Here is a 26,578-nt window from a genome sequence, read left to right as displayed (position 1 = left end):
CTTATATTATTTTTATACTTATATTATATACCGTATAATATTGTTTGTCAATACATTATTATTTCAAAAATAAAAAAGCACTCTCACCCTGTTTTCTTCGGTAAAAATGCTTTTTTCATCGTCCAATTCGATTTTTATTTCATAACGCAATACAGAATGATCACCTGTACAACCAGAATCCCCGGTACTCCTAGTTTAAATTTTAAATGTCGCGTTTTATGTCGGAATACCTGCATTCCAGCCAACGCTCCGATTGATCCTCCGATCACCGCAAGGAAAAGTAGCGTTCTTTCCGGAACTCTCCATTGCTTTCTGATTGCCTTTCTCTTATCGATTCCATACACGCAGAATGTCAGCATATTGATCACGATCAGATATATCACTATTTCTTTCCAAATCATTTTTCCAGTCTACCTTCCTGATCTACCAGCAGAATTTCTTCACCAAGCGTAAAGGAATAAATCACTTCTTCTTTTACATTTTTTAATGTCATTTGTTCCAGTGCCCTGGCATAAAGCCGAAGCTGCTCCTGATATTTTTCCACCAGTTCTCTTCCAAATTTCACCTGATCCGTCTTATAATCAAGCACCACAAGTCCATCATCTTCTTCCAGATACACATCGATAATTCCCTGAATCAGCACCAGTTCCCCAGAAGCAGTGTCCGGATAAAGTTCTTTGGCATCAATCCCGAATACAAAAGGCTGCTCTCGATGAAGTCTGCCGCATCCTGCCGCTTTTTTCATTCTTTTTCCCATATCAGTATCCAGAAAATGCAAAATATCATCCGGCCGGATACATGCGGCCATCTCATTCGTCAGAAATCCCTGCTGCCGGAAATAATCGATTTCTTTTCGGAGCACTTCTTCATCGTACTCCTTCGTAAAATCCAGAAGTTCCAGCAATTTATGATAGGTACTTCCCCGGGATGCCCCTGTCAGTTCCTCTTTTTCCTGTAAAAACTCAGGGATCAACGGCACCACATCTTCCTCTTCCACCAGCATCTCTCCGTTTTCTTCTTCCCCCAAAAGATATGCACGTTTTTTCAATTCAGAAACAGTAAATTTCATTTTAAGCTGTTCTTCACCCTCATATGGATACTGATGAGTGAACTGTTCGGCAATTCTGGCTGCAAACGCCTCATCGTGGCTCGCAAACGGGCTGCCTTCATTTGTGACTTCCTGCAGCATCAATGATGCATCCAGTTGTTCTTCCAGGCTCCTTTCCGCCTCCATAGCAGTAAGATCTGAAGGTGATATCACCTGGACCTGCACAGAATCCGATTCATGCAGTCTCAGGGTTGCCGGAATTACCCAGTCCAGATAAGTCTTTGCTCCGATCAGTCTGGTGAATTCCAGCGTGTCTTGTCCTTCTTCCAAAAATGTATCGAGTATCTCCAGTTTCTTTTGGGCTCCCGGAATGACTCCTGTCATAATCAGCTTTTCTTTTGCCCTTGTCATCGCAACATAAAGGACTCTCAGTTCCTCTCCCAGATTTTCCAGTCCGGTTTCCATCTGAATCACTTTTTTCAAAATTGCCGGAGACTTCGTACGTCTCGTCAAATCAACCGCATCGATCCCGATTCCCAGATCGGGATGAATCACAACGCTTCCCCGGATATCCTGAGTATTGAATCGCTTTCCCATGCCTACAACAATAACGACAGGAAATTCCAGACCCTTGCTTTTATGAATACTCATGATACGCACCGCATCCGTCTGTGCATCGTAAATGCCCGCCTCGCCATAGTCCACTTCATATTTCTGAAGCTGTTCAATGTATCGGACAAAATGAAATAATCCTTTATAACTGGTAGCCTCAAACGTCTTTGCCCTTACAAGAAGCATCTCCAGGTTCGCCAGCCTCTGTTCTCCGCCCGGCATGGCAGATATATATCCCCTATATCCGGTTTCCGTCATGATCTGCCAGAGCAGATCATGAATCGAGGTATATGGGATACGACTCCGCATATCCTCGATCTGTTTCAAGACTTTTCGAAGTTTCGCACCAGTCTCTCCTTCTATATTTGCCACCATCCGTACGGAGTCATAAAACGGCTGTTCCGGAAACATAACACGAATTTCCGCCATTTCTTCATTGCTTAGGCCGCCAAATGGAGATTTTAGGACCGCCGCAAGAGGCAGCTCCTGCCTGAAATTATCCAGAACGCGGAGGTAATCCAGCATCCACCCAATCTCCAGCGTTTGAAAGTACCCTTCCTTCGACTCTGTATACGCGGGAATACCTTCCTGACTTAAAACTCGCGCAAATACATCCGCCCATCCGCTGATACTTCTCGAGAGAATTACGATATCGCGGTATTCCACCTTACGGAATGTTTGGGCATCCTTATCCCAGATTTTCTGACTGTCCATCAACAAATGAATCCGTTCAGCCACCGCCTTCGCTTCCATTTCCCGCGCTGTCTGCACAGATTTTTTCTGTCGCGTTCCTTCAATTTGTCCTTCTTCTTCCTCCTGCGTGTCAATCAGTAATAGTTCCGCCTCATTGCCCGGACAATCCGGGTAGTCCGCTCCTACATAAAGGGCCGCGTGATCGTCATATTCAATTTTCCCCAGATTTTTCGTCATAATCTGACGAAAAATTCCATTGACAGGTTCCAGCACCTCCGCTCTGCTTCGAAAGTTCTTATGCAGATCAATTCGACGGCAATCTCCGTCCTCTGTACTGTAGTGTTCAAACTTTTCCATAAAAAGTTCCGGTCTGGAGAGTCGGAATCGATAGATACTCTGCTTTACATCCCCCACCATGAAAAGGTTATTTTCTCCTTTGCTTACTCTGGAAACACTGGTCAGTATCGCTTCCTGAAGAAAGTTACTGTCTTGATATTCATCGATCATAACTTCCTCAAACTGTTCCTGATATTCCAGGGCAGTCTCCGAAGGAACCAGATACCCATTTTCCTTTCTGGTCAGAATTTTGAGTGCAAACTGCTCCATATCCCGAAAATCAATCAGATTCTTTTCCGCCTTCTTTTCCGCAAATGCCCTTTCAAATTCTTTCACCAGATTCACAAGTACAGTCACAACAGGTAAACACATCGCGAGGTCCTCTTTCATCCCCTCCGGGCTCTGGAAAAAATAGCCTTCTCGCAGATTCTCGATCAGTTTCTTCCACGTCTCTCTCAGCTCTTTAACCTGACCGGTAAGCTCCGGATCCACTTCTTTGTCACGATTCGGTGCAAGACGTGCCCAACTTCCTTTCTCCGGGAACACTCGCCACATCTTCTCATAAGTGTCCGCCGCAAAAAGAGGTTTCAGTATCTGTTCATCCTCATCGATCGTTTTTTCATACATATACGGGCCGGAAGGCTCATTACAAAGCATTCTCGCCTTTTCCATATACGCGCGAATGTCTCCCAGACAGTTTTGAATATAGGCAAATCCCCTTTTCATAAATTCCGAGTCTTCTTCCATCCCTGACTGATAGGCCGCCACACACTGATCCAGCCAGGCATCCGGGTCCGGATAACTCCCCGAAAAATGATACAACTGTTCAATAATCTCTTCCAGTTTCGTGTCTTCCCGTCCAGTTGCAAATGTCTCTACAAATTGGAGAAACAATTCATCTTCTTCGGCAAAATGTGCTTCCAGCATTTCTTTTAAGACATCCTGCCTCAAAAGGCGCAATTCTCCGTCTTCCGCCACCCTGAATCCCGGGTCCAGATCGATCACATGAAAATACTCTCGGATCACAGACATACAAAAACTGTGGATCGTTGTGATCCTGGCAGTATGTATCAGATCAAGCTGATGCTTTAAATGTTCATCCTGTGGATTTTCTTCCACTGCTTTTCCGATTGCCGCCGCAATACGTTCTTTCATTTCCGCTGCCGCAGCATCAGTGTAAGTCACGATCAGCATCCGGTCAATATCAAGCGGAGGAGTCTCTTTCGTCAGACGGCTAATGATACGTTCTACCAGAACCGCTGTTTTTCCGGAACCGGCCGCCGCCGAAACCAGGATATTCCGGTTTCTCAAGTCAATAACCTGCTGTTGCTCCTTCGTCCACGTCACGCCCATCTATCGTTCCCCCTTTCCGGATATTTTATGCAACACTTCTTCTCTGGTATATACAGGAAGATTCCGATACTCATATCCCTGAATCTGGTCATCAAATCCGCAGATCTCCCTATATATGCAATAATCGCACCCTGTCTGTTTTCCCATCTCGTAAGGCGCCGCTTCTGCATTTCCACTCAACATCTTTTCCCGCAGATCATTCCGTTTCTTTGCCGCATAATCCAGTATCTCTCTGAATTCTTCATCATTCACGGTCTTGGATGTTTTGGACAATCCATTCTTCGTTCGCGATACTGGAATCACGCTGGATCCCGCCGTAAAATCCTGATCCAGCTTCTGAATCACTGCCTCATCTGCATTGACCAGTCCATCCAGACGCAATTCTTTCATAATTGCCTCTTCCAGTTTCTCCTGATCGATCTGCTTCTCCACCACCGGATCTTTAAGCCGATAATAGAAGATTCCTGCAGGTACAACCCTTTTTCCCGGATGTTTTCTCTCTTCCAGCTTCAATGCTTCCTCCATATATACAACAAGCTGCAGTTGGAGTCCATGGTAAAACGCTGCCATATCAAAAGTTTTTGTTCCGGTCTTGTAGTCGAGAATTTTCACGTAAACAGAATCCTCCGTCTCACAGGTGTCGATCCGGTCTATTTTTCCGCTGCCAAATCGCACCTCATACCCTTCCGGCCGAAACTGTCCCTTTTCCAATTGTCTGGTCATCGCCCACACCGTCCGGCGCATCATCCGTTTGATACGTGGAATCATATAAGCATTACGCGCAGAACTATAAAGGACCGTATTACTGTAATCCACAATACTCTCGTCCACGCTTTCCTCGATCAGTTTTCGACTATCCGCTTCAGATATTTCCGTCCACCCTTCCTGTTCTTTCTCCAGTTTAAGAGCATACTTCTCCATTGCTGAATGAAATATATTTCCGAAATCCAGCGCTGCAAAGCGGTATTCCTCTCTCTCCTTAAGCCGGAGCCCGTAAGCTATAAAATGTGCACAGGCACAAGCAACGAATTTCTCCATTCTGGATACACTCGGATCCCAGGGCCCATAGAGCTTTTCAGCCGTCTCTTTCGCCAGTGAATCTTCCCGTTTCCGATACCTGCTCGCATTTACCAGCCTTTCCACATCCTTTTTCCATCTCTCATCTTTCAAATACCAGCGATATAGCTCCTGCCATATTCCATCTTTTTGCCGCTGGGGCTTTCTCAATCCTTCAATCAGATAATCGATTCCTAGCTCCGGCACCAGTTCCAGCACTTCCGGTCCATACTGATCCATATCATAAATCGGTACTTCCGGAAAAATCTTCTTAAGCTCCCCGATCAGATAAGAAGGACGCAGACTTTTTCCTTCTGCCGAAACTTTGCTGAAACTGACAGTCAGTTCTTCCGTAGGTTTCGTCATATGAAGATAAAGATAAAACTTCTGAATACAGGTTTTTTCTTTCGTTCCCGGTGTCAGAGTGATTCCGGCATTCTCGAACCGCTCCCTGTCATGCTCGGTGATCAGTCCCTTCGTAGGCATAATCCCCGGCACCAGATTATCATTCGCTCCCAGGAAAATCAGAGCCTTGATATTCTTCAAACGCGTTCTCTCAACATCACCCGCCATTACTTCGTCCAGACTTGGAGGAATCACTCCCACTCTCGCCTCCTCGAGCCCGGCATCCAGAAGTTCTGAATATTCCTTGAGTGAAATATATTCATCTCCAAGAAGTCCAACAAACTTATCAAAGAGCTCCATGACAGCCCGGTAAATCTGCGAATATTCCTTTGCCAGTGCCAGCTCCCCCGCCTCCGCAAACTGGTTCTCCTGAACCTTTATCTTCTGCTGCATTTCCTCCTGTACCAGAAATTCATAGAGTGCGGTCGTCACATCCTTCACCGTTTTTTTACGCTGCTTCAGCACAAACATCAGTCCGTCCATCTTTTCCACCAGACGCACCCGCAAATGATTCAGTGTCTCCAGGTCTTCTTCTGTCGTCTGCGCACTGCGTCTGATCCATTTTTCCTGCCATTTCTTATACCCACGGATTCCAAGTGCAAGGACATAGTTTTCCATCAGATCCACTTCACCTGATGTAAATCCTGCAAGTCCGGTTCTCAAAAACCTAAATACACTCTCGTAGGAAAAATTCTGTTCTGCAATTCCAAGAAGACTCCGCACATATTCCACGAAAGAATTCAGAAGTACATTTCTCTTATAATCCAGGAATACCGGAATATGATATCTTGCAAAGTTCTTTTCGATTTCGTCAGCATAAACATTCATATCACTGGCAATCACGGCAATATCTCTATACCGATAGCCCTTCTTCCGCACAAGAAAGCGAATCCTCTGAGCCGCACACATAACTTCATCTGCCGGATTATGCGCCAGATACAAGCGGACACGATCCGTTTTTTTCTGATACTTCTCTTGAGCATGCCGAAACACTTCTGATTCCAGATGTGCAAGCGCAGGATTACAGCGGAAACGATAAACCGGCCTGCTATAAAGACAGACCGACTCTTCCACCAAAACCTCTTTTTCCTGTGCCAGTTCTATGAGTGATTTCACCATCTGCTTACTTAATGAGAAAAGCTGATACTTGTCCTTTAACACATAAGGATTCTCACGCTCATCCATAGTAACCGTCACGCAAACTTTGCTGCAATATGTCAGCATTTCACTCAGGACCTTATTCTGTACCGGTGTAAATCCGGTAAATCCGTCCAGGGCGATCACGCTGTCTTTCAATATCCGGGATTTTCCCATCACCCGGCTGAGCACATCCAGAATTTCTTCCTTCGTAATATATTGATCAGCCAGATACTGTTCAAATGCCGAATAAACCGTTTGAATATCCTTTAGTTTCAGCAAAAGGCTCATATTGTCACCTGCCGCATCGAATAAAGGCCCCATTCCTTCCGGCTGGATATTATATTGTGTCAGTTCTGAAATAACCGATTTTACCTCACTGGTATAACCCGGTTTTTTCAGGTTAGCTTTGATAACTTTTAATGACGGTTCCAGCTTTCCGGCTATCTTTCTCAGAATCAGATTCTTTCCTTCGTCATCCAGTACTTTACGCCCACTTTCCCCTGTTTCTTCCATCACGCGAAATGCAAGACGAGCAAAACTAAGCACATCAATATTCATAATCCCATGTCTTGGATGACGCATGACCAGCTCCTTTTGTGTCTGCATCGTAAACTGTTCCGGAACCAGTACAATATAATTTTTATCCGGGAACCGTATTGATTCCCGGATAATATATTCATACAAATAATGAGATTTTCCGGATCCGGAATTTCCAAAAATAAACTGAAGAGACATGATCACAAACTCCTTCCATAGATCTCCTTCGGGACGTAAGCCCGGATATAAATTCCTTCTTCCGTATAGTGTTCTTCCAGAAGCTCTCCATATTTTCTAATCATCTGTACGCGGGAGCTTTCCTGATAAGGATACATTCTTTCTATTAGAATTTTCTGTTCCCGCAGCTGCTGTTCAATCGCACAGAGAAGCTCTGGAATCCCTTCTCCGGTCTTTGCCGAAATCTGCACGGTTCTGTCTGCCTGAAAATCGCGCAGCAATGCGTTCTCCCCACGTCGATCCATCTTATTAAATACTGTAATGACAGGTTTATTCATGACTTCCAACTTACGCAGTGTCTCATATACCACATACATCTGCTCGTCCATCTGCGGGTTGGAGGAATCTACCACATGGAGAATCAGATCCGCATACTTTGCCTCTTCCAGAGTACTCCGGAACGCTTCAATCAGGTGATGCGGAAGCTTCCTGATAAATCCGACCGTATCCGTCACCAACATCTCCTGGCCGCTCGGCAGCTTCAAATTTCTTGTTGTAGGATCCAGCGTTGCAAAAAGCTGATCCTCTTCCAATACCTTTGCATCCGTCAGCGTATTAAGCAATGTGGATTTTCCCGCATTCGTATATCCTACGATGGCAGCCACCTGCATATGATTTCTGCTGCGCTGTTCTCTGGTAAGATCTCTATGTCTTTTGACATCCTTAAGTTCTCTGTTGAGAAGGGCAATCCGGTTCTTAATCAGCCTTCGATCCATCTCCAATTTCTTTTCTCCCGGTCCTCTTGTGCCAATTCCTCCTCCCAAACGGGACAATGCCTTGCCGGCGCCGGTAAGCTGAGTCTGCCTGTAACGGAGCTGAGCCAGCTCCACCTGGATCTTCCCTTCACTGGTCGATGCTCTCCCGGCAAAGATATCCAGGATGATGAGTGTCCGATCCATTACCTTTGTATCCAAAAGTTCTGTCAGATTCGCTGTCTGTGCAGGGGACAATTCATCATCACAAACAATGCCGTCCGCATCTGTTTCCCACAAAAGTTCTTTGATTTCCTCAATTTTCCCCTTACCAACATAAGTGGCGGGATGAATCATCTCCCGCCTCTGAATGACCCTGCCGACGACCACACCTCCTGCCGTATCGACCAGATCGCAAAGCTCATCCAATGACTGTTCGGTATCATCGTTCGCACTGCTTGCGACTCCCACCAGAATGAGCTTTTCTTTTTCATCTTTTATCTCATAGATTGCCATACATTCTATTCCTCTCTACTTGGGACCTGCGTATTCAAAAACTCTTTTTCTTTCAGCGCACGTTCATCATCCGGATACAGACTGAGATAAACTTCCAGCTTTTCTTTTGCTTTCTGATAATCCCCCACCTGCTCATAAGCCGCAATCAGATTAAATGACATTTCTTTCAAAAGCTCCTGACCCGCATCCGGAAACTCCTGCCCATTTTCAAAATAATAGACTGCCTTTTCCGGTTTATCCGTCATCAATGCACAGATTCCCAACATATTATAAATGGTTGCTGTTTCCTCCGAACCGTTTTGAAGTGCATTTCCAAACGCCTTTTCTGCCTTTTCGTAATCTTCTTCTTCCCAGTAGCAGATTCCCAGCCCCCTCCATGCTTCTCCCAGGTCTTTTCCTTTATCAACTGACTCCTGGAATTTTTCCGCTGCCTCTGTATAATTTCCTTCTTCAAGCAGCTCTGTCCCTTCTTTTACAATGGAAGTACAGCCAGAAGTTGCCAACATCACAGCCAGAAGCAGCATCACCAAACTATATTTGCTTTTGTTCCATTTCTTCATACTGTTTCTCATTCTAATCTACCCTTCTATATTAAGATTATTCCATCGGATATTTTGAAATTAAAAGTGCATTCAAAAGTCCCACAAACATAACTGCCAAATCCACAATCAAAATTGTTCTAAGTGTAGCAAGCTTAAGTCCTGCAAGTATCAGCGCCACAATCTTCACAAACATTGCCAGTCTGATATTCCCCTTTACAACACGGCAGGTTTCTCTTGAAAGGCCGATCACGCCGGCCAGTCTGGAGAGGTCATCCTCAAGAAGTACGATATCCGCAGCCTCAATCGCGGCATCACATCCGAGTGCTCCCATTGCCACACCGACATCTGCTTTTTTCAGCACAATCGCATCGTTCATTCCGTCGCCAACAAAAACCACTTTCTCGTTTTCTTCTTTCAATCCCTGAAAATGCTCCAACTGTTCCAGCTTATCCTTCGGAAGAAGTCCCGCATAGGCATAATCAATATTCAATTTCCGAGCGACATGAAGCGCCGCCGACCGCCGATCACCCGTCAGCATTACAGTCAATACATGAACCTTCTTCTGAAGCCACTCGATCAGATCATATGCTTCTTCTTTGATTGTATCTTCCGCCACAATATATCCGGCATATCTATCATCCACAACTACATGTAAAACAGTTCCTCCACTTTCTACCTGCTCATATTCAGCACCATGCTTTTTCGCCATCCTACGATTCCCGATATGTACTCTTTTTCCTTCTACGGTTGCACTGACCCCGAGTCCCGCCGTCTCCTTGATCCATTGCACCTGCTTTTTATCAATCGGATGCCCATAGGCTCTTTGGAGGGATTTGGCAATCGGATGATTGGAATAACTTTCCGCATAAGCTGCATATTTCAGAAGCTCGTCTGTTGTGATCTCCGTTGGATGCACTTCCGTCACTTCAAACACGCCTTCAGTAAGCGTACCGGTCTTGTCAAAAATAAACACATCCGCTTCCGTGAGATATTCCAAAAACCTTCCGCCCTTAATGATCACACCGTGCTTCGCCGCCGCCGAAATTCCTCCCAGAAAAGCAATGGGCTCTGAGATCAGAAGGCCGCACGGACATGCGGCAATCAGGAACAAAAAGGCACGGTAGATCCATTCATGCCACTGCCCCCATGAAAACGTAAGGGGAGGAACAACTGCAACCGCAACGGCAAGCATTATAACAGCCGGAATATATTTCCACATAAACCGCCCCGTCATTGTCGTATTTTCTGTATCTTCCCCGCCTGCGTCATCCACCATCTGACGGATCCGTGATAAGGTCGACTCCTGATAAGTCCGGATCACTCTGATTTCGATCACACCGGTAAGATTAATGCTTCCCCCGTATACTCTGTCCCCTTCCCGGGCTGTCTGCGGAATCATCTCCCCCGTCAGCATCCGCGAATCCACCGTCGTTTCTCCGGTTGTCACGACCCCGTCCACAGGGATACGTTCTCCGGGTTTTACCATCACCGTATCTCGAATTTTCAAAAGCTCCGGTGCCACCTTGTATTCTTTTCCACGTACTTTTTTCACCGCCACAGTAGGCTGCATATCCATCAGCTTATTGATTACATTTCTAGAATGCTTCATAAGCATATCTTCCATGATTCCGGCAAATGCAAACAGCATCATGATCAGATTGCCTTCCGTATATCTTCCAATTCCGACTGCTCCCGCAGATGCCATCACGATCAGAATATTCTCATTAAAGTACTGCTTTTTTTCTATGTTTCTTATAACGTGCCGGAACACTGTATATCCCAGCAAAATGTAGGATATAAGAAAGAAGGGGAATACCATATTCCCCACGATCATTTCCTTCTCCCGGAGCACGATATTTCCCCAAAATGCAAGTAGACCCGCTCCAAATACGATCCACTGTCTTTTTATCTCTTTGGTCATAACCCTCAAACCCCTTTATCCATACATCGACAGCATTCTCTATTCCATGATATGTTCCATCCCCTGATTCATAATCGTCTGGATATGTCCATCCGCCAAAGAATAGAACACTGTCTTTCCTTCCCTGCGGTTCTTGACCAGCTTCATCTGCTTCAGGATCCTGAGCTGATGGGAAATAGCCGACTGCGTCATTCCCAGCACTTCCGCCAGATCGCATACACACATTTCCGATTGAAACAAAACGCTCAGAATTCTGAGCCGGGTCGTGTCTGCAAATACTTTGAAAAAATCCGCAAGCTCCTTCAGCCTATCCTCATCGAGGATATTTTCCTCGGCCTTCTTCACCAGTTCTTCATGTATCTGAAAAATGTCACAGCATTCCACTTCCGTTTTTTTCATACAATCCCCTTCCCTTCGTACAGACAAAAAATTGCTTTATCTGTTTCTATCCACTACAGTTCATCGATCTGCCAGTCAATCGGCATAAGGCCGTTTGCTTCCAGAAACTGATTCGTCTGACTGAACGGCTTACTTCCGAAAAATCCCCTGTAGGCAGATAATGGACTTGGATGCGGTGCTTCCAGAATCAAATGCTTTGGATTGTTCAGCATCCTCTTCTTAAGCTGTGCCGGTCTTCCCCATAAAATAAACACAATCGGTCTGTCCTGGTTGTTTAATACCTGAATCGCCGCATCCGTAAATTCTTCCCATCCGATTCCACGGTGAGAGTTCGCCTGATGCGCCCGCACCGTCAGAACTGTGTTCAGAAGCAAAACTCCCTGCTTCGCCCATTTGGTCAGATTCCCGTGGCTGGGGATCCGACATCCCAGATCATCATGCAGTTCCTGATAAATATTCACCAGTGAAGGCGGAATCTCCACATCCGGTTTTACCGAAAAGCAAAGTCCGTGTGCCTGCCCGTCTCCATGATACGGATCCTGTCCCAGTATCACAACCTTCACATCCTTAAGTGGTGTCAGATGAAATGCATTGAAAATATCATCTGCCGGAGGATAGATACGATGAGTCCGGTATTCCTGATTCACCGTTTCAAACAATTTCTTATAATATGGTTTTCTGAACTCCCCTTTCAGAGCATCCAGCCAGTCATTATTCAGCGCAGCCATTTTCTATTATCCCTCTTTTTCTCTATAAGCGTACCGAAATACCTCTCTCTCTCAGGTATTCCTTCACCTCACGGATCTCCAGTTCTTTGTAATGGAAAAGTGATGCTGCCAAAGCTGCATCCGCTTTACCCTTTTCACTTAACGCGTCATAGAAATGTTCCAGTGTCCCTGCTCCTCCCGAAGCAATTACCGGTATGGAGACATTTTCCGCGATTGTCCGTGTAATCTCCAGATCATATCCCGCCTTGGTACCATCGCAGTCCATACTGGTCAGGAGAATCTCTCCTGCTCCCAGTTTTTCCGCTTTCATGGCCCACTCAACCGCATCGATTCCCATATCGATACGTCCGCCGTTTTTGTAAATATTCCATCCGCCATCCTCACGGCGCTTTGCATCAATTGCAACTACCACACACTGGCTTCCGAACTTCTCTGCCGCTTCGCTGATCAGTTCCGGTCTCATGATCGCTGCGGAATTTACAGAGATCTTGTCCGCTCCTTCCCTGAGAAGCGCTCTGAAATCATCCACCGTACGGATTCCGCCGCCTACCGTAAAAGGAATAAACACATTTTCAGCCACTTTACGCACCATATCAACCACGGTGTTTCTGGCATCCGAAGATGCGGTGATATCCAGAAATACCAGTTCGTCTGCTCCGGCTTTATCATAAGCTTTTGCAATCTCTACCGGATCTCCTGCATCTTTTAAATCTACAAAATTAACGCCCTTTACCACCCGACCATTATTTACATCCAGGCATGGAATGATTCTTTTCGTAAACATACTGCTGTCCTCCTATAATGCCACAAAATTTTCCAGAATTCGAAGTCCCGTATCACTGCTTTTTTCCGGGTGGAACTGGCAGGCGAATACATTCCCCTGCTCTACAGATGCATGAATCAGCGTGCTGTATTCCGTTGTCGCTTTTACGATGCTTTCATCCTCTGCTTTCAGATAATAAGAGTGTACAAAATATACATAAGGATCTTCTTCCAGACCTTGAAATAATCGTCCATTATTCTGAAGTTTCAGAGAATTCCATCCCATATGAGGAATCTTCAGTCCTTCCTGTTCCGGAATACGAAGAATCTCTCCCTTCAGCACGCCAAGTCCTTCCACACCGGGCGTTTCATCGCTGCGTTCAAATAAAAGCTGGAGTCCCAGGCAGATTCCAAGCAGTGGTATCTGTCTCTTTACAACTTCATGTATCACCTTGTCCAACCCATATTTTCTAAGATTGTGCATGGCATCACCAAATGCTCCCACTCCCGGAAGAATTACTTTATCCGCCTTCAGAATCGTCTCTCTGTCACGGGTGATCACCGGCTCTTCTCCCAACAAAATCAATGCCTTCTCTACACTCTTGATATTTCCTGCATCATAATCAATAATCGCTATCATTTGTCTGCCCTCGCTGTCTTCATTTGTAACTTGCATCATGTGATTATTATAGACGTTTTTCTCTATAGGGGCAAGAGTTTTCAATTACTTTACATCCAGCTCAAACCAGAATTCCACTCCATTATCATAATTTTTCTCACCATACGCCTGGTGCAGAGATTCCATAATTGCCTTGACGATAGAAAGCCCGATACCATTTCCTCCATATTCTCTTGTTCGCGCCTTATCCACTTTGTAAAACTTCTCCCAGATATGTTCCACGTCTTCTTCCGGAATCGGATTGCCTGTGTTAAACACACTGATATGTGCCTTTTCATTTATTTCTACGATTTTAATCTCGATAACCTTTTCGCCTTCCGCATGATTCAGTGCATTATTCACATAATTTCGCAGCACCTGCTCCACCTTGAATTCATCTGCCCATACATATACCGGATTTTCCTGTCTGAAAATAACGTGTACTTCCTTCTGGGTGATCATAATATCCAGGCTCTGCAGTACCCCACGAATCAGATCCGTAAGATTAAACCGTTCAAACTGCACATCATTATCTCCAAATTCAAGCTGATTCAGTGTCAGAAGGTTCTTCACCATCTGATTCATCTTTCCGGCTTCATCCATAATCACATCACAGTAGAATTCCCTGCTCTCCGGATCATCGCTGACTCCCTCTTTTAAGCCTTCCGCATATCCTTGAATCAGCGCGATCGGCGTCTTCAGTTCATGGGAAACATTCCCAAGGAATTCCGTTCTCATACGTTCGAGCTTCTCTTTCTGCTCAATATCCATCTGCAATTCATTATTCGCCTTCTTCAGATCGGAAATCGTCTGTTCCAGTTTTTCAGACATCTGATTAAAACTCTGACCCAGAATACCGATTTCATTGCTTCCCCCACTTGTATACTTGGCCTCAAAATCCAGATCCGCCATTTTCTGAGAAAGAGCAGCCAGCTCCATCAGAGGTTCTGAAAGTTTTTTCGAAAAATACCATGCAGCAAACAGGCTCAGTAAGATAACAATGCCACCAACCATTCCGATAAACTGATTAAAGATTCTCACCGCCGACCGAATACTGTCAAGCGGACTTCTCAGCAAGAATACGGAGCCGTTCTCAAACTCTCCCCACATCTCAATGTACTCTGTACTGTTCTGCATATCCATTGATCTGCTGATAACATACTCATCCGTTTTTTTCAGAATCTCCTGATTGTTCTTATTAAACAGATATCCCATAAGCTGGTTCTTCATCACCGTTTCCAGATTCCTGGCATTCGTATAAATATAAGAAGCTTCCGGATCGATCACAACAACAGCAATATTGTTCTTTTCCGTCAATTTACTCAGCTCACTTCCCGGAGTTTCTTCCATCAATGTCCCGCTTATAACACCATTTTTCAAAAGAGAATAGGTTCTGACAAATTCCGACTGCTTCTCAGCAATATAGTATTTTTCCAGGAACCCCCCGTTCACCGCCATAAATACCAGCATCATAACGACAACAATACCGACGAATACCATCATCATCTGCTGCTTAATCGAATGTTTCATTATGCCACCTCAAACTTGTATCCCATACCCCAGATCGTCTTAATGTAATCCCCTTTATCCCCAAGTTTGCTCCTCAGTTTTTTTACATGGGTATCAATTGTACGGGCATCGCCGAAATAATCATAATTCCACACATTATTTAAAATTTTTTCCCTTGAAAGTGCAATTCCCTGGTTCTCCACAAAATACGTGAGTAATTCAAATTCCTTGAAACTTAACTCTACCGGCTTTCCATCGATTTTCACCATATGCGCGGTCTTATCAATCTCAATTCCACCGGCCGAGATCGTCTCTTCCGCCGCAAGCGCATTCGTTCTGCGCAGAATCGCTTCCACTCTGGCAACCAGGATCTTTGGGCTGAAAGGTTTGGATATATATTCATCCACTCCAAGCTCAAATCCCTGAAGCTCATCCCGTTCATCCCCCCGCGCTGTCAGCATGATGATCGGCACCTTCGATTCCTTGCGGATCTCCCTGCATGTCTGCCATCCGTCCATCTTCGGCATCATAACATCCAGAATAATAAGCGCAATATTCTTGTCCTCATAGAACCGGTCCATTGCTTCCAGACCATCGCCTGCCTCGATCACCTCAAATCCTTCCCTTTGCAGGAAATCTTTGACCAGTTTCCGCATCCTGCTCTCGTCGTCCACTACCAGAATTTTTAATTTATCCATAAAAATGCTCCTCTCACTTTGGTATCTTCTTTATTTTCCCATTGTAACACGAAAATGTGTTGCATATGTGAATTAATTTTCGATATCATTCTCATAAAAAGTAAGAAAACCACCAGTCGTTTTTGATACGACTGGTGGTTTTCTATATTATTTCTTTTCTCCGGCAAAGATAAATCCCATAAATCTGATAAATGTATATACTACCAGGACAACGGCGATAATAGTTTCAATCAGCACCAGATACTTGAGTGCCGGTATCGGCTGTCCCATATTAGCCAGACAGGCCATCGTCTGCTTCGTAGCAATCGCACTGATTACGAACGGGAATGTAAATGCAGCATAGCTTGGATAGAATTTTAATTTCAGATATCCGATTGCTTTTACAAGCGCAAAAATATAAATCACTGTCGCTACAACTAACATCGCAAGAAGGAACCCTCTTGACTTAGGTGTCACAGACTGTACATAACCTGCGATGCAGAGGCTTGTAGGCGCTGCGTAAATACAGATCAGCGGCTGTGCCGGTTCCGGTACTTCCGGACACTTCACATAACGGATCGTCACAAGTACCAGCAGAATAATCAGCGTTACGAATCCGAACCAGAACGCTGCCGTTCCGATTCCAAGCTGTTCATATGCCGGTGCCGTAACTGCCGCAACAGCAATTCCCACATATACAATGTAATAACTTGCAAATACCTTTGGAAGCTGAAGTTTTAAAACAAACTTCACTGTAAAATAGACAATCAGCACAATATGTAATGCAATGGCAAAGAACCAGATATACATAGCTGCCGCTCCGATATAAGGTTTCACATAAGTGCTAAGCAGCATAAGCGCCATCGGAAATGTTCCCGCAACACTCGCCATAATCGGATTCTTCATATCCTCTTTGATCATCTGAGGAAACAGAAGCAGTTTTGCAAATATCAGAATCAGCAAAAATGCTGCCACGATACCGCATACAGAACGGATTCCCTCACCATAGCTTTGTAATAAATTTCCCAGTGCCGCAAATCCCAGCATAACCCCACAAAGAGGTACCGGAACTTTTTTAATCATATCTTTCATGTCACTCTCATCCTTTCTGTCAAAAAAAACTGTTTTCAATTTGTGAACTTCCGGGCAGATACACCGCCGGAAGTTCACATATTCTTCTAGATTTCAGCGAGTGTTCTTCTTGGTGCCGGTTCATCAATCTCATCCAGATTCTTGATACCAAGCTCGCGACAGACAATCTGAGCAACTTTCCATGCACACAGTCCTGTGAAGAAAATACACTGTTCTTTGTGTTCGCCTTTCCCTTTGTCAAACTCCTTCGTCAAGACTCTGCAGCATATTGCATTTTTCTGGTTTGCAACCTTGAACCAGTCATGAAGTTCTTTGGTCAGCTCCATACATTTCACGCTCTTTGGATTTGTCGGGCCATCCTGCTCTGTACGTCCGAAGAACATTCCAAGTGCCATGATACCTCCGTTAAATGCTCCGCATACACATCCTGATTTTCCGGCTCCAACTGCCATACCGGAAGCCATTGCGATAACCTCTTCCGGAACATCCAGCTTGAATTCGTCACGAATCGCACTGATCAGTGCTTCACAGCAATAGTATCCACCTTTGAATTTTTTCTCCGCTACCTGCTGCACCGCTCTCGGGCTGATTTCTGTTACACCAATTTTCATTTTTGTTTCCTCCTTCGTGTATCAATTACCTGAAGGATATTTTATCATATTGCATTTTTATACACTAATTTATAATTTTGATAAATATATTTGCGTTTTCTATAAGTTAAAATTTTCAAGAGAAAACCATCTGAAATCCTGTCAATTTTTGTGAATTATGTAGGATTTTCTAATTCAAGTCAACGTTTCGTTCCGCCCTTTCAACTATCTATTGATATCCCCTTCCCGGATTCTGTCCATCCATTCCTTCACATGTTTCTGGAAAATGTCAACACCGTTTCCAACCGTTTCATTCTTCCGCGTCAGCATACAGATCTTCCATTCATAGTCTCCGTCCGCAAACGGAATCAGTACCATGTTATCGTGCCCCATATCATCGGAAACAAAATCAACCGTAACAGAAATGCCCTTGTTTTCTCTGACCATTTTGTGGCATAAACTGAATCCGCTTGTTTCAAACATGATGTTCGGCTCAAATCCGGCTTCACGGCACTTATTCACGATCAGATCGTGAATCTTAAACTCTCTGCTTTCTATATAAAGAGGCTCTCCTCTTAAATCCTGTATCGTAACCGTTTCTTTTCTGCTGAGCGGATGGTTTTCATTCACCAAAAGTTTTACCGGAAAAGCGGAAAGCTCTGATACATCATATTTTTCTTCATCACAGGGTGCCAGCGAAAAGGCAACATTCCCTTCCCCGGCAAGAAACCATCGTTCCACCTGCTTATCAGGGCATTCTCTGCTGTGGAACTCAATCTCAGGATACTTCTTCTTGAAATCCAAAATGCACTCCGGAGTAACCAGACGCACGATACCAAATGCGGAAAGCAGATCCACCACCCCATGTTCTTTTTGTTTGATCCGAAGGAGTTCATTTCTCATATCAAAGTACTCTTTCATTGCCTTTTTTGCATACTCAAGGAAATGTCTGCCTGCTTCCGACAATTCCATCCCGTTTCCCGTACGCAGAAACAACTCACAGTCACATTCATTTTCCAGATTTTTGATGACTTTGCTTATTCCCTGCGGGGTCATATACAATAATTTGGACGCCTTCGTGAGGTGTTTCGTCTCAGCCACCGTAATAAACACATTGAAATCTTTGACATTCATCGATTATCATCTCCTGAAAATTTTATAAAATTATTATAATCCAACAATTGATTTATTTTCGTCCGGTGCTATAATATGATTTAATGAAATTTATAAGCAGCACGGAAGCATAGCTCAGCCGGGATGAGCGTTCGCCTCACACGCGAGAGGTCACGGGTTCGAGCCCCGTTGCTTCCACTTTGGGGTATTAGCGCAGTTGGGAGCGCGTTACATTCGCATTGTAAAGGCCACGGGTTCGAATCCCGTATACTCCATTTCATAAAGGAGTACCGCAAAATCATTGTTTTTTTGCGATACTCCTTTTGTTTCTATAGATATTATACTAGGATACTCTTTTCTTGTAAAGAATCTGCAAATATATCCCAAGTAAAGTTTTCATCCCCCCTTGACATCACCCCGGCATCCCATTTATAATAACATATGCGTTGGAGCTTTCCGACCTCTGCATATTCATTTATAGTAAGAACATGCAGACAGATAAACCAGGGCTTGTACTGGTTTCGACGGGGGTTTGGAAGTTGGAGAAGCCATCCGCGGGACGGGACCGCGCAGTAAACCGTATTTAAAATTAAACGCAGACGATAATTACGCGTTAGCTGCCTAGTTTGCAGCAGTCGGCCTTAGGTCGCTCATCGCTTAAGTAACCGGCTTCGACCAGATGAGGCACTTCGTTCTCAAAGCTTTGAGGGAATGGAAGATTTTATGAAGCTACTGAATTCGGCAGCCTGTCATTAGGCGTCCGAAGGAGGGAATGTCAAAGTAATGACTGTGATGGGAGATGCTCTGATGGATGAGCTTTCGGACAGGGGTTCGATTCCCCTCAGGTCCATATGAGAAAAGCCTTGAAAATGCTGGATTTTCAAGGCTTTTCCTTTTGTATGTTAAAAACGATCCTTTTATATCATTGTGGAGTAGCACTTCTTTCCACACATTCCTATAACTCATGATAATACGGACAAATATCCTCATAACTTCCGTCTTTCATACGGAATCCATTCGGGATTATCCCGAGCTGCACAAATCCAAGTCGTTCGTAAAGATGTCGTGCATGCACATTTGTCGCTACGACTGCATTAAACTGCAGGATACCGAATCCATGCTTCTTCCCCTGTTCCAGACAATCAAGAACCAGTTTTTCTCCGATGTGAAGTCCTCTGCTCTCAGAACGGACCGCATAACTCGCATTACAGATATGTCCGCATCTTCCCACATTATTCGGGTGGAGAATATACAACCCCATAATTCGTTCCGTTTCTGTATCGACCGCTACACCGCAGTAACTCTGGCTGTCAAAAAATACTTTTCCCGACGCCTGATCCAGACATTCCTCCTGTGGAAATGCAATTCCTTCTTCTACAACTTCATTCCAGATCTCGACCATCTGATCCAGGTCTTCCGGTACATATTCTCTTATTTCAATATCATGGTTCATCTGTCCGTTCCTCTTTCCCATCCTTTGCATACATCAATCCATTCTATATAAGAAGAATAACGTTCCAGTTCTTCAATCGTAAGTTCAATCGCGCTGTTACTGCTTCCACATGCCGGAAATACTGTCTCAAACCGTTTCAGAGATTCGTCCAGATAAACGGTAACTCCTTCATTCACCGCAAATGGGCAGACGCCGCCGACAGCATGTCCCACCAGTTGTTCCGCCTCTTCTGGCGTAAGCATTTTTGCTTTCTTCGCAAACTTTTCTTTGTATTTATGATTATCAATCTTCGCATCCCCGGCTGCTACGATCAGAATCGGAAAATCATTTGCCATAAAAGACAGTGTTTTTGCAATTCTGCACGGCTCGCACCCCACCGCTTCTGCCGCAAGCTCCACCGTTGCACTCGATACCGGAAATTCCAGTATCCTGTCCTCCATACCATATGCTTTGAAATACTCTTTTACTTTGTCGATTGCCATATTCCTATGCCTCCTGTTGATGTAAAAAACCGTTATACCGGGTCTTCCCCTTAGTATAACGGTTTTCATATCGAATTACAATATCGAACCTTATGCTTCTTTTGTGATCAGAAGTCCACTTTTGAGCAGTACAGGACGAAGTGCATTGTAGATGATCGCTACCAGAATCGTAGAGACAATTGCATTGACAAATGTTGTCATGGTACTCCATTTTGCAAGTACAGATGCCATCTCCTGCGGCTGTCCGAGAATATACTGTTTATAGAAATATCCTACCAGAGGATCTGCGATCACATTAAATCCAAGTCCGAAGGCGGATGCGATCACGCTCCATTTGAAAATGTATTTCTTATCTGTGCTTTCGTTGATCTTTGCCACTTTGTGTGCCACCAGTCCTACGATCAGACCGATGCAGAATTTGAGGACAAATGTCTTCGGTGCTACAGTGATGTATACCGGATCCATGATGTCTGCAATTGACATACCGATTGCTCCTGCCAGTCCTCCGTACACTCCGCCGACAAGTAGCGCGCCAAGAACACAGAATGCATTTCCGATATGAAGAGATGTTGCATCTCCTCCCGGCATCGGAATCTTAATCTGTAAAAATGTAAAAGATACATAGCAAAGTGCTGCCAAAAGAGCAGTCTGTGCGATTTTTAATACGGTTGTATTTTTCTGTCTCATGTTACGTCTCATCCTTTCTTCTTGTTCCCTATTTTTATTTCTCAAGGATAGACCTATATTACCGCTTGACTGTCTTTTTAGAAATACACAATTTTCATTATTTTTATATGTACAGTTTTAATCCAGACCCAATATTTCCGCCAGCACTTCCACCATAATTTCGTTGGTGCAGGATTTTACATACCCCATCATATGCAGCGCAATCTCATCCCATTTTTCGGCATCTGTCAGATCAGCTCTGTTTTTCGTCATGTCAATCAGCTGAACAAGCTGCGGTGCCAGTTCCTCATACGTTTCCAATGTCTGCTGAGTTACCATTTTGTTCAAATCTTCTTTTGTCCGTGGTACCAACTTCTCTTCCTCCTAATCATCCGTTTTTCTTTATCTTTGCTTCCATCAATGCGAATCGCTTATCCGAAATTCCGCACTTTAAAGTCTCTCTCAGCTTCCCTCTTCTGGTCTTTTTTCGCGATGTCATCGCGCTTATCATATAGTTTTTTACCTTTTGCCAGCCCGATCTCCACCTTGACAAGGCTGCCACTGAAGTACACTCTTAATGGCACGATCGCCATTCCTTTTTCCTTGATCTTGCCAAGCAGTTTGTTGATCTCGCTTTTATGAAGCAGCAATTTTCTCACTCTGAGCGGATCTTTATTGAATATATTTCCTTTCTCGTATGGACTGATGTGCATTCCGTAAATGAATATTTCTCCGTTTTCGATCCGGATAAATGATTCCTTGATACTGCATTTTCCCATACGGAGAGATTTTACCTCCGTCCCTGCAAGGGCGATCCCTGCCTCGTAAGTATCGAGTATAAAATAGTCATGATATGCTTTCTTGTTATTCGCGATCAGTTTTCCCTGCGTTTTTGCCATCTTGCCTCTCCTTATACCAATTCAAAATCAATCGTTCTTGCTATCGTATCACAGCCCGTCACACGGACTTTCACTTTCTGACCCAATTCATATCTCTTACCTGTGTGAGTACCGACCATCTGAAAATGAGTCTCATCATAATCATAATGATCATCCATCATATTTGCAACATGAACCAGCCCTTCCACCGTATTCGGAAGCTCCACATAAAGTCCCCATTTCGTGATACCGGAAATAACTCCCTCGAATTCTTCTCCGTAGAATTTCTTCATATATTGAACTTTTTTCAGCTTCACCGTCTCACGTTCTGCTTCATCCGCACGGCGTTCCAGGCTGCTCGCCTGCATCGTAACCTCTGTCAGGATCTTCGCGTAATGATCTCTTCGGCTTTCTGTCATTCTTCCGCGCAGATTATCCTTGATAATCCGATGAATCTGCAGATCGGGATAGCGCCTGATCGGCGATGTGAAATGTGTATAGTACTTTATTGCAAGTCCAAAATGGCCGTCATTATCCGGTGAATACTTCGCCTGTTTCATGGAACGAAGGGTCAGCCGGGAAATCATTGCTTCTTCCTGGCTTCCTTCTATCTTATCCAGCAGTTTCTGCACCTCTTTCGGACGAATCTCCTGTCCTTTCGGAACGTGCATCGTATAGCCGAAATTCTGGATAAATGTGATCAGTTTCTTCATTTTTTCTTCATCCGGCGCTTCATGGACTCTGTATACAAACGGGATTTCCTGCCAGAAATATTCTTCTGCCACCGTCTCATTGGCAAGAAGCATGAAATCTTCAATGATCTTTGTGGCTACATTTCTGTCATACGCCTTGATTTCCAGAGGTGTACCGTCTTCATCCAGCACCATCTTGGATTCCGGGAAGTCGAAATCAATTGCCCCTCGTTTGTGCCTTCTGTTCCTAAGGATCTCAGAGAGTTCTTTCATCATCTCAAACATCGGAAGCAGGGTCTGGTAGCGCCGGCATTCTTCCTCGTCATGTTCCTCCAGGATCTTCTTCACACTGGTATAACTCATCCGCTCATCCACATTGACCACCGTCTCTGCAATCTGATGGTCGACTACGTTTCCTTTTGCGTCCACCGTCATGATACAGCTGAGTGCCAGCCTGTCTTCGCCGGCATTTAAAGAACACATGCCATTTGATAGTACATGCGGCAGCATAGGGATCACACGGTCTGCCAGATACACACTGGTCCCTCTTTTTAAAGCCTCTCTGTCCAATGCACTGTTCTCCTGCACATAATTCGTCACATCTGCAATGTGCACGCCGAGGATATAGTTGTCCCCTTCCTTTGTCAGCGTGATCGCGTCATCCAGATCCTTGGCATCCTCACCGTCGATCGTGACCGTCTGCCAGTCCCGGACATCCTTCCTTCCTGCCATATCAGCTCCAGTCACCGGCTTTGCCACACGTTCTGCCTGATTCAGCACTTTTTCCGGGAATTCGATCGGAAGATCATATGCCTTCACGATAGAAAGGATGTCCACCCCCGGATCATTTGCATGACCAAGAATCTCTACGATCCTGCCTTCCGGTTTCTTTCTCTCTCCTCCATAAGATGTCAGTTCCACGACAACCTTATGTCCGGTCACAGCTCCTTTTGACTGCTCTGCCGGGACAAAAATATCCTGTAAGATCCGTTCATTATCCGGCACTACAAAACCGAAATTCTTTCTGCTCTGATAATAACCGACCAGTCTTTGCGTTCCCCGATTCACAATCTTCAGGATCTTTCCTTCTCTTCGTCTTCCTTCCGGTGCCTTCGTAATGGCGACTTCCACTTCATCCCCCTGCATGGCACCGCCCATATCCTCTTCACCGATAAAAATATCCTCCGGCTCTCCTTCCACCGTCACAAATCCGAATCCTCTTGCGTTCGCCTGAAAGATTCCGCGCAGATGCTTCGCTTCCCCTTTGATATATTTCCCTTTCTGAGTGACATGAACCTTGCCTTCTGCCTCCAGCGAATCCATTACTGCCTTCAGTTCATCTCTCTGATCTTTTGGCACCTGCAGCAGCATCGCAAGTTCTTTCAGCTTCATCGGCACATAGAACTCGTCACAGATAAATTCATATATAATTTTCTTCCGCTTTTCAAATATCTCGTCCATTTTTTATCTCCCTGTTTTACTCCCTCGGGCCCCTGTATCGAAAAAAGAACACCCTATAATTACTATAGAGTGTTCCTCATTTTCAACCATTCATTCGTTAACCAAATACTTTCAGATTCAGCACTGCCGCAAGTACGATAAAGAGAACTGCAAGAAACTTGGTAGACTTCACAAGTGCACCTTCCATAGAGCGTCCCTTATGCTGTCCCCAGTACGTATCGGCTGCTCCCGCGATCGTTCCAAGACCGGCTGACTTTCCTTCCTGAAGTAATACGATTGTTGTCAATGCGACACAGTCTATTGCAAAAAGTATTAAAAGAACCGTTTTCAAAATCTCCATTATTCACACCTCCTGATGGATAAACCATGATTATTCTACCATACTATGATGTGTTATTCAAGAAAATTTTTCCTCTTTTTAAATTAATATGTAACTGTTCAGAGCCAAGCAGATTTGATAAAAAAGACCGATGAATGCTTGCATTCGTGAGAGCCTTTTTTGACAAATCTATTTGGCGGATACGCCACACTGAGAAAACACGAAGTGTTTTCGAGGTTGGCTCTGAACAGTTACATTAATATAAAAAGCTCTGTCTCATTTTCTATTGCATCCGAAAATGCCAGATTATATAATGATGTTATATGCTTTTTATTTTATATAGGCTCCTTCATAGAGCCGTCAGAATGTAAGTCACCCAAAGCACAAAGGAGTTTCTGCCATGAATATCATCAATAAGAAAACGGCTCAGCAAATCGTTGATACTGTCAAGGATGTCTGTGGGCACAATATAAATTTCATCAATGAAAACGGCATGATCATTGCAAGTACAGATTTAACGCGCATCGGCACCTTCCATGAGGGTGGAAAACAAGTGATCAAGACCGGAATTCCTCTGGAAGTTTACGAAGACAACAGCCTTTCCGGCACACAAAAGGGTGTGAATATTCCGGTGACACACAATGGCATTCTGACTGCCGTAATCGGAATCAGTGGGGAACCGGACGAGGTACGAAGTTATGCTTACCTTGCTGAGAAGATTACCCGTCTTCTGATCCGCGAGCAGGAACTAAATGCCGCTTCCCGGACTCAGACTGAGAAAAAAACTTACTTGATTCAGACACTGTTAAATGGCAATATTGAAAATCCGGAATACATTCAGAAAATGCTTCAGGAATTTCATCTAAATGCTAAGAAGCCAAAACGTGTTCTTCTTCTACAAGTATGCTCTCACGAAGGACGTTCCGGGATTTCCACCGTCGAATCCGCCATTCATCATCTCTTTGAACGGATTCCGGATTCTGTATTCTGTTTTCAGTATCCGAACGAATTTGCAGCGATCATTGACAGTACTTCATTCGATACGCATCAGACAATTCTCGAGTCTTTTGTTTCTGCCAGAGATGATGTGCTTCTTGGAGTTGGACGAACAGACAGTATCTATCAGCTTGATGATTCTCTTCGTACCGCCCGGATTGCTCTGGAAAGTCTCTCCGGTTCAGAGACACATTTTGCCCTTTTTGACAAACTGACTTTGGAAATCATTCTGGCCAGGATAGATTCGGTAACCAAAAAAGACTTTTTATCTAAGGCAGCTGCAGGACTTTCCTCCGAAGATTTTTCTTTGCTGCGCACCTATTTCGAGGAAGAGCAATCGCTTAACCGAACCTGCGAGAAGCTTTTTCTACATAAAAATACACTTCAATATAAGCTTGACCGCATCTATCGCATTTGTGGATTGAATCCACGCCGATTTCAGGATGCTGTCATTCTCTACCTTGCAGTGAAACTATACTATACGATATCAAGGTAAGTCTTATGCTTAGGCATAGGAAACACTTCAATTTCTTATCATTTGTTTCTTGCATTTTATAACGATTTACGGATTTTTTGGGGAATCATCTTTTTTGACACGTAGTTTCAGCGCACTGCTACGGACTATTATAAATTTATTTCTTTTTGACACGTAACTTAAGGAAAATGCTACGGATTATTCTCTTTTTTCTTCTTTTCAATACGTAAACTATTATATAGCTAGCTACGCTGAGACTTTTTGCCATGTGCAATCGGAGAAATAGGCAAGTTATTTAGTATAGTTATTTCGAAACCGATGTACTAGTACACCGAAAAATAAGTATCTGATACATTGACGCAGGATGATTGTTTCATATGCAAGGCGGAGGAATGAGGCGTAGCGGTGGCTACGTCGATTGACGACAACTGTTGTGGTCAAGCTTTTTTGTAACATTTGTGGCTAAAAAATTCATTGGATTGTTGCTTGGATAATACCGAAGTTTCCAGTGTATGTAAAGGATGCTTCGCACCGCCTTTG

The 26,578-nt window shown here is 44.3% G+C and carries 23 protein-coding genes, 2 tRNA genes and 1 other RNA gene; 4 read left to right on the top strand and 22 right to left on the bottom strand.

Translation table 11 applies throughout. The features are described from left to right. Positions 1–134: 134 nt before the first annotated feature. The 15 genes from ACTNBF_RS01085 to ACTNBF_RS01015 all read right to left on the bottom strand — a co-directional run bounded on the left by ACTNBF_RS01085 (position 135) and on the right by ACTNBF_RS01015 (position 18,637). Positions 135–401, bottom strand: coding sequence for a DUF1294 domain-containing protein (locus tag ACTNBF_RS01085; RefSeq protein WP_427806234.1), 267 nt, complete (start codon positions 399–401; stop codon positions 135–137). Continuing rightward, on the bottom strand, positions 398–4,042 hold the full coding sequence (gene addA / locus ACTNBF_RS01080) for a helicase-exonuclease AddAB subunit AddA (RefSeq protein WP_441088613.1): 3,645 nt from the start codon (positions 4,040–4,042) through the stop codon (positions 398–400). The genes ACTNBF_RS01085 and addA overlap by 4 nt, the downstream gene beginning before the upstream one ends. Further along, complete coding sequence (gene addB, locus ACTNBF_RS01075; RefSeq protein WP_441088612.1) at positions 4,043–7,378, bottom strand: helicase-exonuclease AddAB subunit AddB; 3,336 nt, start codon at positions 7,376–7,378, stop codon at positions 4,043–4,045. A 2-nt stretch (positions 7,379–7,380) separates the two neighbouring features. After that, the gene (gene hflX, locus ACTNBF_RS01070; protein WP_427818852.1) at positions 7,381–8,625 is read right to left on the bottom strand and encodes a GTPase HflX; all 1,245 of its coding nucleotides are present in this window, start codon (positions 8,623–8,625) and stop codon (positions 7,381–7,383) included. 5 nt (positions 8,626–8,630) lie between these two features. Next, complete coding sequence (locus ACTNBF_RS01065) at positions 8,631–9,197, bottom strand: tetratricopeptide repeat protein (protein WP_441024219.1); 567 nt, start codon at positions 9,195–9,197, stop codon at positions 8,631–8,633. Positions 9,198–9,222: 25 nt separating this feature from the next. Then, the gene (locus tag ACTNBF_RS01060; RefSeq protein WP_441088611.1) at positions 9,223–11,088 is read right to left on the bottom strand and encodes a heavy metal translocating P-type ATPase; all 1,866 of its coding nucleotides are present in this window, start codon (positions 11,086–11,088) and stop codon (positions 9,223–9,225) included. A 39-nt stretch (positions 11,089–11,127) separates the two neighbouring features. Next, the gene (locus tag ACTNBF_RS01055) at positions 11,128–11,487 is read right to left on the bottom strand and encodes an ArsR/SmtB family transcription factor (protein WP_427806228.1); all 360 of its coding nucleotides are present in this window, start codon (positions 11,485–11,487) and stop codon (positions 11,128–11,130) included. A 53-nt stretch (positions 11,488–11,540) separates the two neighbouring features. Then, on the bottom strand, positions 11,541–12,215 hold the full coding sequence (locus ACTNBF_RS01050; RefSeq protein WP_441088610.1) for a uracil-DNA glycosylase: 675 nt from the start codon (positions 12,213–12,215) through the stop codon (positions 11,541–11,543). A gap of 22 nt (positions 12,216–12,237) precedes the next feature. Next, entirely contained in the window at positions 12,238–12,999 is a 762-nt protein-coding gene (gene hisF / locus ACTNBF_RS01045) for an imidazole glycerol phosphate synthase subunit HisF (RefSeq protein ID WP_441088609.1), read from the bottom strand. A 12-nt stretch (positions 13,000–13,011) separates the two neighbouring features. After that, the gene (hisH, locus tag ACTNBF_RS01040) at positions 13,012–13,617 is read right to left on the bottom strand and encodes an imidazole glycerol phosphate synthase subunit HisH (protein ID WP_427818849.1); all 606 of its coding nucleotides are present in this window, start codon (positions 13,615–13,617) and stop codon (positions 13,012–13,014) included. Between the two features lie 84 nt (positions 13,618–13,701). Next, entirely contained in the window at positions 13,702–15,165 is a 1,464-nt protein-coding gene (locus tag ACTNBF_RS01035) for an ATP-binding protein (RefSeq protein ID WP_441049767.1), read from the bottom strand. Then, a complete protein-coding gene (locus ACTNBF_RS01030) occupies positions 15,165–15,842 on the bottom strand; it encodes a response regulator transcription factor (protein ID WP_427806224.1) in 678 nt (225 codons plus the stop codon). Before ACTNBF_RS01030 ends, ACTNBF_RS01035 begins: the two co-directional genes overlap by 1 nt. 147 nt (positions 15,843–15,989) lie before the next feature. Next, positions 15,990–16,913, bottom strand: a complete 924-nt coding sequence (locus tag ACTNBF_RS01025; RefSeq protein ID WP_427818847.1) for a TDT family transporter — start codon at positions 16,911–16,913, stop codon at positions 15,990–15,992. An 86-nt stretch (positions 16,914–16,999) separates the two neighbouring features. Continuing rightward, positions 17,000–17,524: a C-GCAxxG-C-C family protein gene (locus ACTNBF_RS01020; protein WP_427806222.1), complete on the bottom strand. Its 525-nt coding sequence runs from the start codon at positions 17,522–17,524 to the stop codon at positions 17,000–17,002. Between the two features lie 204 nt (positions 17,525–17,728). Continuing rightward, on the bottom strand, positions 17,729–18,637 hold the full coding sequence (locus ACTNBF_RS01015; RefSeq protein ID WP_427806221.1) for a LysR family transcriptional regulator: 909 nt from the start codon (positions 18,635–18,637) through the stop codon (positions 17,729–17,731). Between the two features lie 103 nt (positions 18,638–18,740). On the opposite strand from ACTNBF_RS01015, the gene ACTNBF_RS01010 reads away from it, so the two are divergent. The 3 genes from ACTNBF_RS01010 to ssrA all read left to right on the top strand — a co-directional run bounded on the left by ACTNBF_RS01010 (position 18,741) and on the right by ssrA (position 19,469). Continuing rightward, positions 18,741–18,814 (top strand) — tRNA-Val (locus tag ACTNBF_RS01010). 4 nt (positions 18,815–18,818) lie between these two features. Further along, positions 18,819–18,891, top strand: a tRNA-Ala gene (locus tag ACTNBF_RS01005). Positions 18,892–19,122: 231 nt separating this feature from the next. Further along, positions 19,123–19,469, top strand: a transfer-messenger RNA (tmRNA) gene (ssrA, locus tag ACTNBF_RS01000). A 102-nt stretch (positions 19,470–19,571) separates the two neighbouring features. On the opposite strand, the gene ACTNBF_RS00995 is transcribed toward ssrA, so the two are convergent. The 7 genes from ACTNBF_RS00995 to secG form a co-directional block, all read right to left on the bottom strand. Then, on the bottom strand, positions 19,572–20,090 hold the full coding sequence (locus ACTNBF_RS00995) for an N-acetyltransferase family protein (protein WP_441088608.1): 519 nt from the start codon (positions 20,088–20,090) through the stop codon (positions 19,572–19,574). Continuing rightward, a complete protein-coding gene (locus ACTNBF_RS00990) occupies positions 20,066–20,551 on the bottom strand; it encodes a YbaK/EbsC family protein (protein WP_441088607.1) in 486 nt (161 codons plus the stop codon). The genes ACTNBF_RS00995 and ACTNBF_RS00990 overlap by 25 nt, the downstream gene beginning before the upstream one ends. A gap of 90 nt (positions 20,552–20,641) precedes the next feature. Next, complete coding sequence (locus ACTNBF_RS00985) at positions 20,642–21,238, bottom strand: ECF transporter S component (protein ID WP_427806218.1); 597 nt, start codon at positions 21,236–21,238, stop codon at positions 20,642–20,644. A gap of 117 nt (positions 21,239–21,355) precedes the next feature. Further along, complete coding sequence (locus ACTNBF_RS00980) at positions 21,356–21,589, bottom strand: hypothetical protein (protein ID WP_427818845.1); 234 nt, start codon at positions 21,587–21,589, stop codon at positions 21,356–21,358. Positions 21,590–21,648: 59 nt separating this feature from the next. After that, positions 21,649–22,116, bottom strand: a complete 468-nt coding sequence (gene smpB, locus ACTNBF_RS00975; RefSeq protein ID WP_427818844.1) for an SsrA-binding protein SmpB — start codon at positions 22,114–22,116, stop codon at positions 21,649–21,651. Positions 22,117–22,127: 11 nt separating this feature from the next. Beyond that, on the bottom strand, positions 22,128–24,248 hold the full coding sequence (gene rnr, locus ACTNBF_RS00970; RefSeq protein WP_441088606.1) for a ribonuclease R: 2,121 nt from the start codon (positions 24,246–24,248) through the stop codon (positions 22,128–22,130). A gap of 97 nt (positions 24,249–24,345) precedes the next feature. Next, entirely contained in the window at positions 24,346–24,588 is a 243-nt protein-coding gene (gene secG / locus ACTNBF_RS00965; protein ID WP_427806214.1) for a preprotein translocase subunit SecG, read from the bottom strand. Positions 24,589–24,967: 379 nt separating this feature from the next. Between secG and ACTNBF_RS00960 the strand changes: the two genes are divergently transcribed. Next, the gene (locus ACTNBF_RS00960; protein WP_441088605.1) at positions 24,968–26,059 is read left to right on the top strand and encodes a CdaR family transcriptional regulator; all 1,092 of its coding nucleotides are present in this window, start codon (positions 24,968–24,970) and stop codon (positions 26,057–26,059) included. The last annotated feature ends 519 nt before the right edge of the window (positions 26,060–26,578 follow it).

Origin of the sequence: Bariatricus sp. HCP28S3_A4 (assembly GCF_052066395.1) — a bacterium.
In the GTDB taxonomy this organism is placed as follows: Bacteria; Bacillota; Clostridia; order Lachnospirales; family Lachnospiraceae; genus Allocoprococcus.
The sequence above is the reverse complement of the archived record's forward strand: the minus strand, read 5'-3'. Positions and strand labels throughout refer to the sequence as shown.

Bases quoted from the DNA above. Each gene is read 5' to 3' on its own strand.
- ACTNBF_RS01065 (WP_441024219.1), bottom strand. From the start codon at position 9,197: ATGAGAAACAGTATGAAGAAATGGAACAAAAGCAAATATAGTTTGGTG.
- ACTNBF_RS01030 (WP_427806224.1), bottom strand. From the start codon at position 15,842: ATGGATAAATTAAAAATTCTGGTAGTGGACGACGAGAGCAGGATGCGG.
- hisH (WP_427818849.1), bottom strand. From the start codon at position 13,617: ATGATAGCGATTATTGATTATGATGCAGGAAATATCAAGAGTGTAGAG.
- smpB (WP_427818844.1), bottom strand. From the start codon at position 22,116: ATGGCAAAAACGCAGGGAAAACTGATCGCGAATAACAAGAAAGCATAT.
- ACTNBF_RS00995 (WP_441088608.1), bottom strand. From the start codon at position 20,090: ATGGGAAAGAGGAACGGACAGATGAACCATGATATTGAAATAAGAGAA.
- ACTNBF_RS01060 (WP_441088611.1), bottom strand. From the start codon at position 11,088: ATGACCAAAGAGATAAAAAGACAGTGGATCGTATTTGGAGCGGGTCTA.
- ACTNBF_RS01055 (WP_427806228.1), bottom strand. From the start codon at position 11,487: ATGAAAAAAACGGAAGTGGAATGCTGTGACATTTTTCAGATACATGAA.
- ACTNBF_RS01015 (WP_427806221.1), bottom strand. From the start codon at position 18,637: ATGAATGTCAAAGATTTCAATGTGTTTATTACGGTGGCTGAGACGAAA.
- ACTNBF_RS00985 (WP_427806218.1), bottom strand. From the start codon at position 21,238: ATGAGACAGAAAAATACAACCGTATTAAAAATCGCACAGACTGCTCTT.
- hisF (WP_441088609.1), bottom strand. From the start codon at position 12,999: ATGTTTACGAAAAGAATCATTCCATGCCTGGATGTAAATAATGGTCGG.
- ACTNBF_RS00990 (WP_441088607.1), bottom strand. From the start codon at position 20,551: ATGGCAATCGACAAAGTAAAAGAGTATTTCAAAGCATATGGTATGGAG.
- secG (WP_427806214.1), bottom strand. From the start codon at position 24,588: ATGGAGATTTTGAAAACGGTTCTTTTAATACTTTTTGCAATAGACTGT.
- hflX (WP_427818852.1), bottom strand. From the start codon at position 8,625: ATGGCAATCTATGAGATAAAAGATGAAAAAGAAAAGCTCATTCTGGTG.
- ACTNBF_RS01085 (WP_427806234.1), bottom strand. From the start codon at position 401: ATGATTTGGAAAGAAATAGTGATATATCTGATCGTGATCAATATGCTG.
- addB (WP_441088612.1), bottom strand. From the start codon at position 7,378: ATGTCTCTTCAGTTTATTTTTGGAAATTCCGGATCCGGAAAATCTCAT.
- ACTNBF_RS01035 (WP_441049767.1), bottom strand. From the start codon at position 15,165: ATGAAACATTCGATTAAGCAGCAGATGATGATGGTATTCGTCGGTATT.
- addA (WP_441088613.1), bottom strand. From the start codon at position 4,042: ATGGGCGTGACGTGGACGAAGGAGCAACAGCAGGTTATTGACTTGAGA.
- ACTNBF_RS00960 (WP_441088605.1), top strand. From the start codon at position 24,968: ATGAATATCATCAATAAGAAAACGGCTCAGCAAATCGTTGATACTGTC.
- ACTNBF_RS01020 (WP_427806222.1), bottom strand. From the start codon at position 17,524: ATGAAAATTGGTGTAACAGAAATCAGCCCGAGAGCGGTGCAGCAGGTA.
- ACTNBF_RS01050 (WP_441088610.1), bottom strand. From the start codon at position 12,215: ATGGCTGCGCTGAATAATGACTGGCTGGATGCTCTGAAAGGGGAGTTC.
- rnr (WP_441088606.1), bottom strand. From the start codon at position 24,248: ATGGACGAGATATTTGAAAAGCGGAAGAAAATTATATATGAATTTATC.
- ACTNBF_RS01025 (WP_427818847.1), bottom strand. From the start codon at position 16,913: ATGAAAGATATGATTAAAAAAGTTCCGGTACCTCTTTGTGGGGTTATG.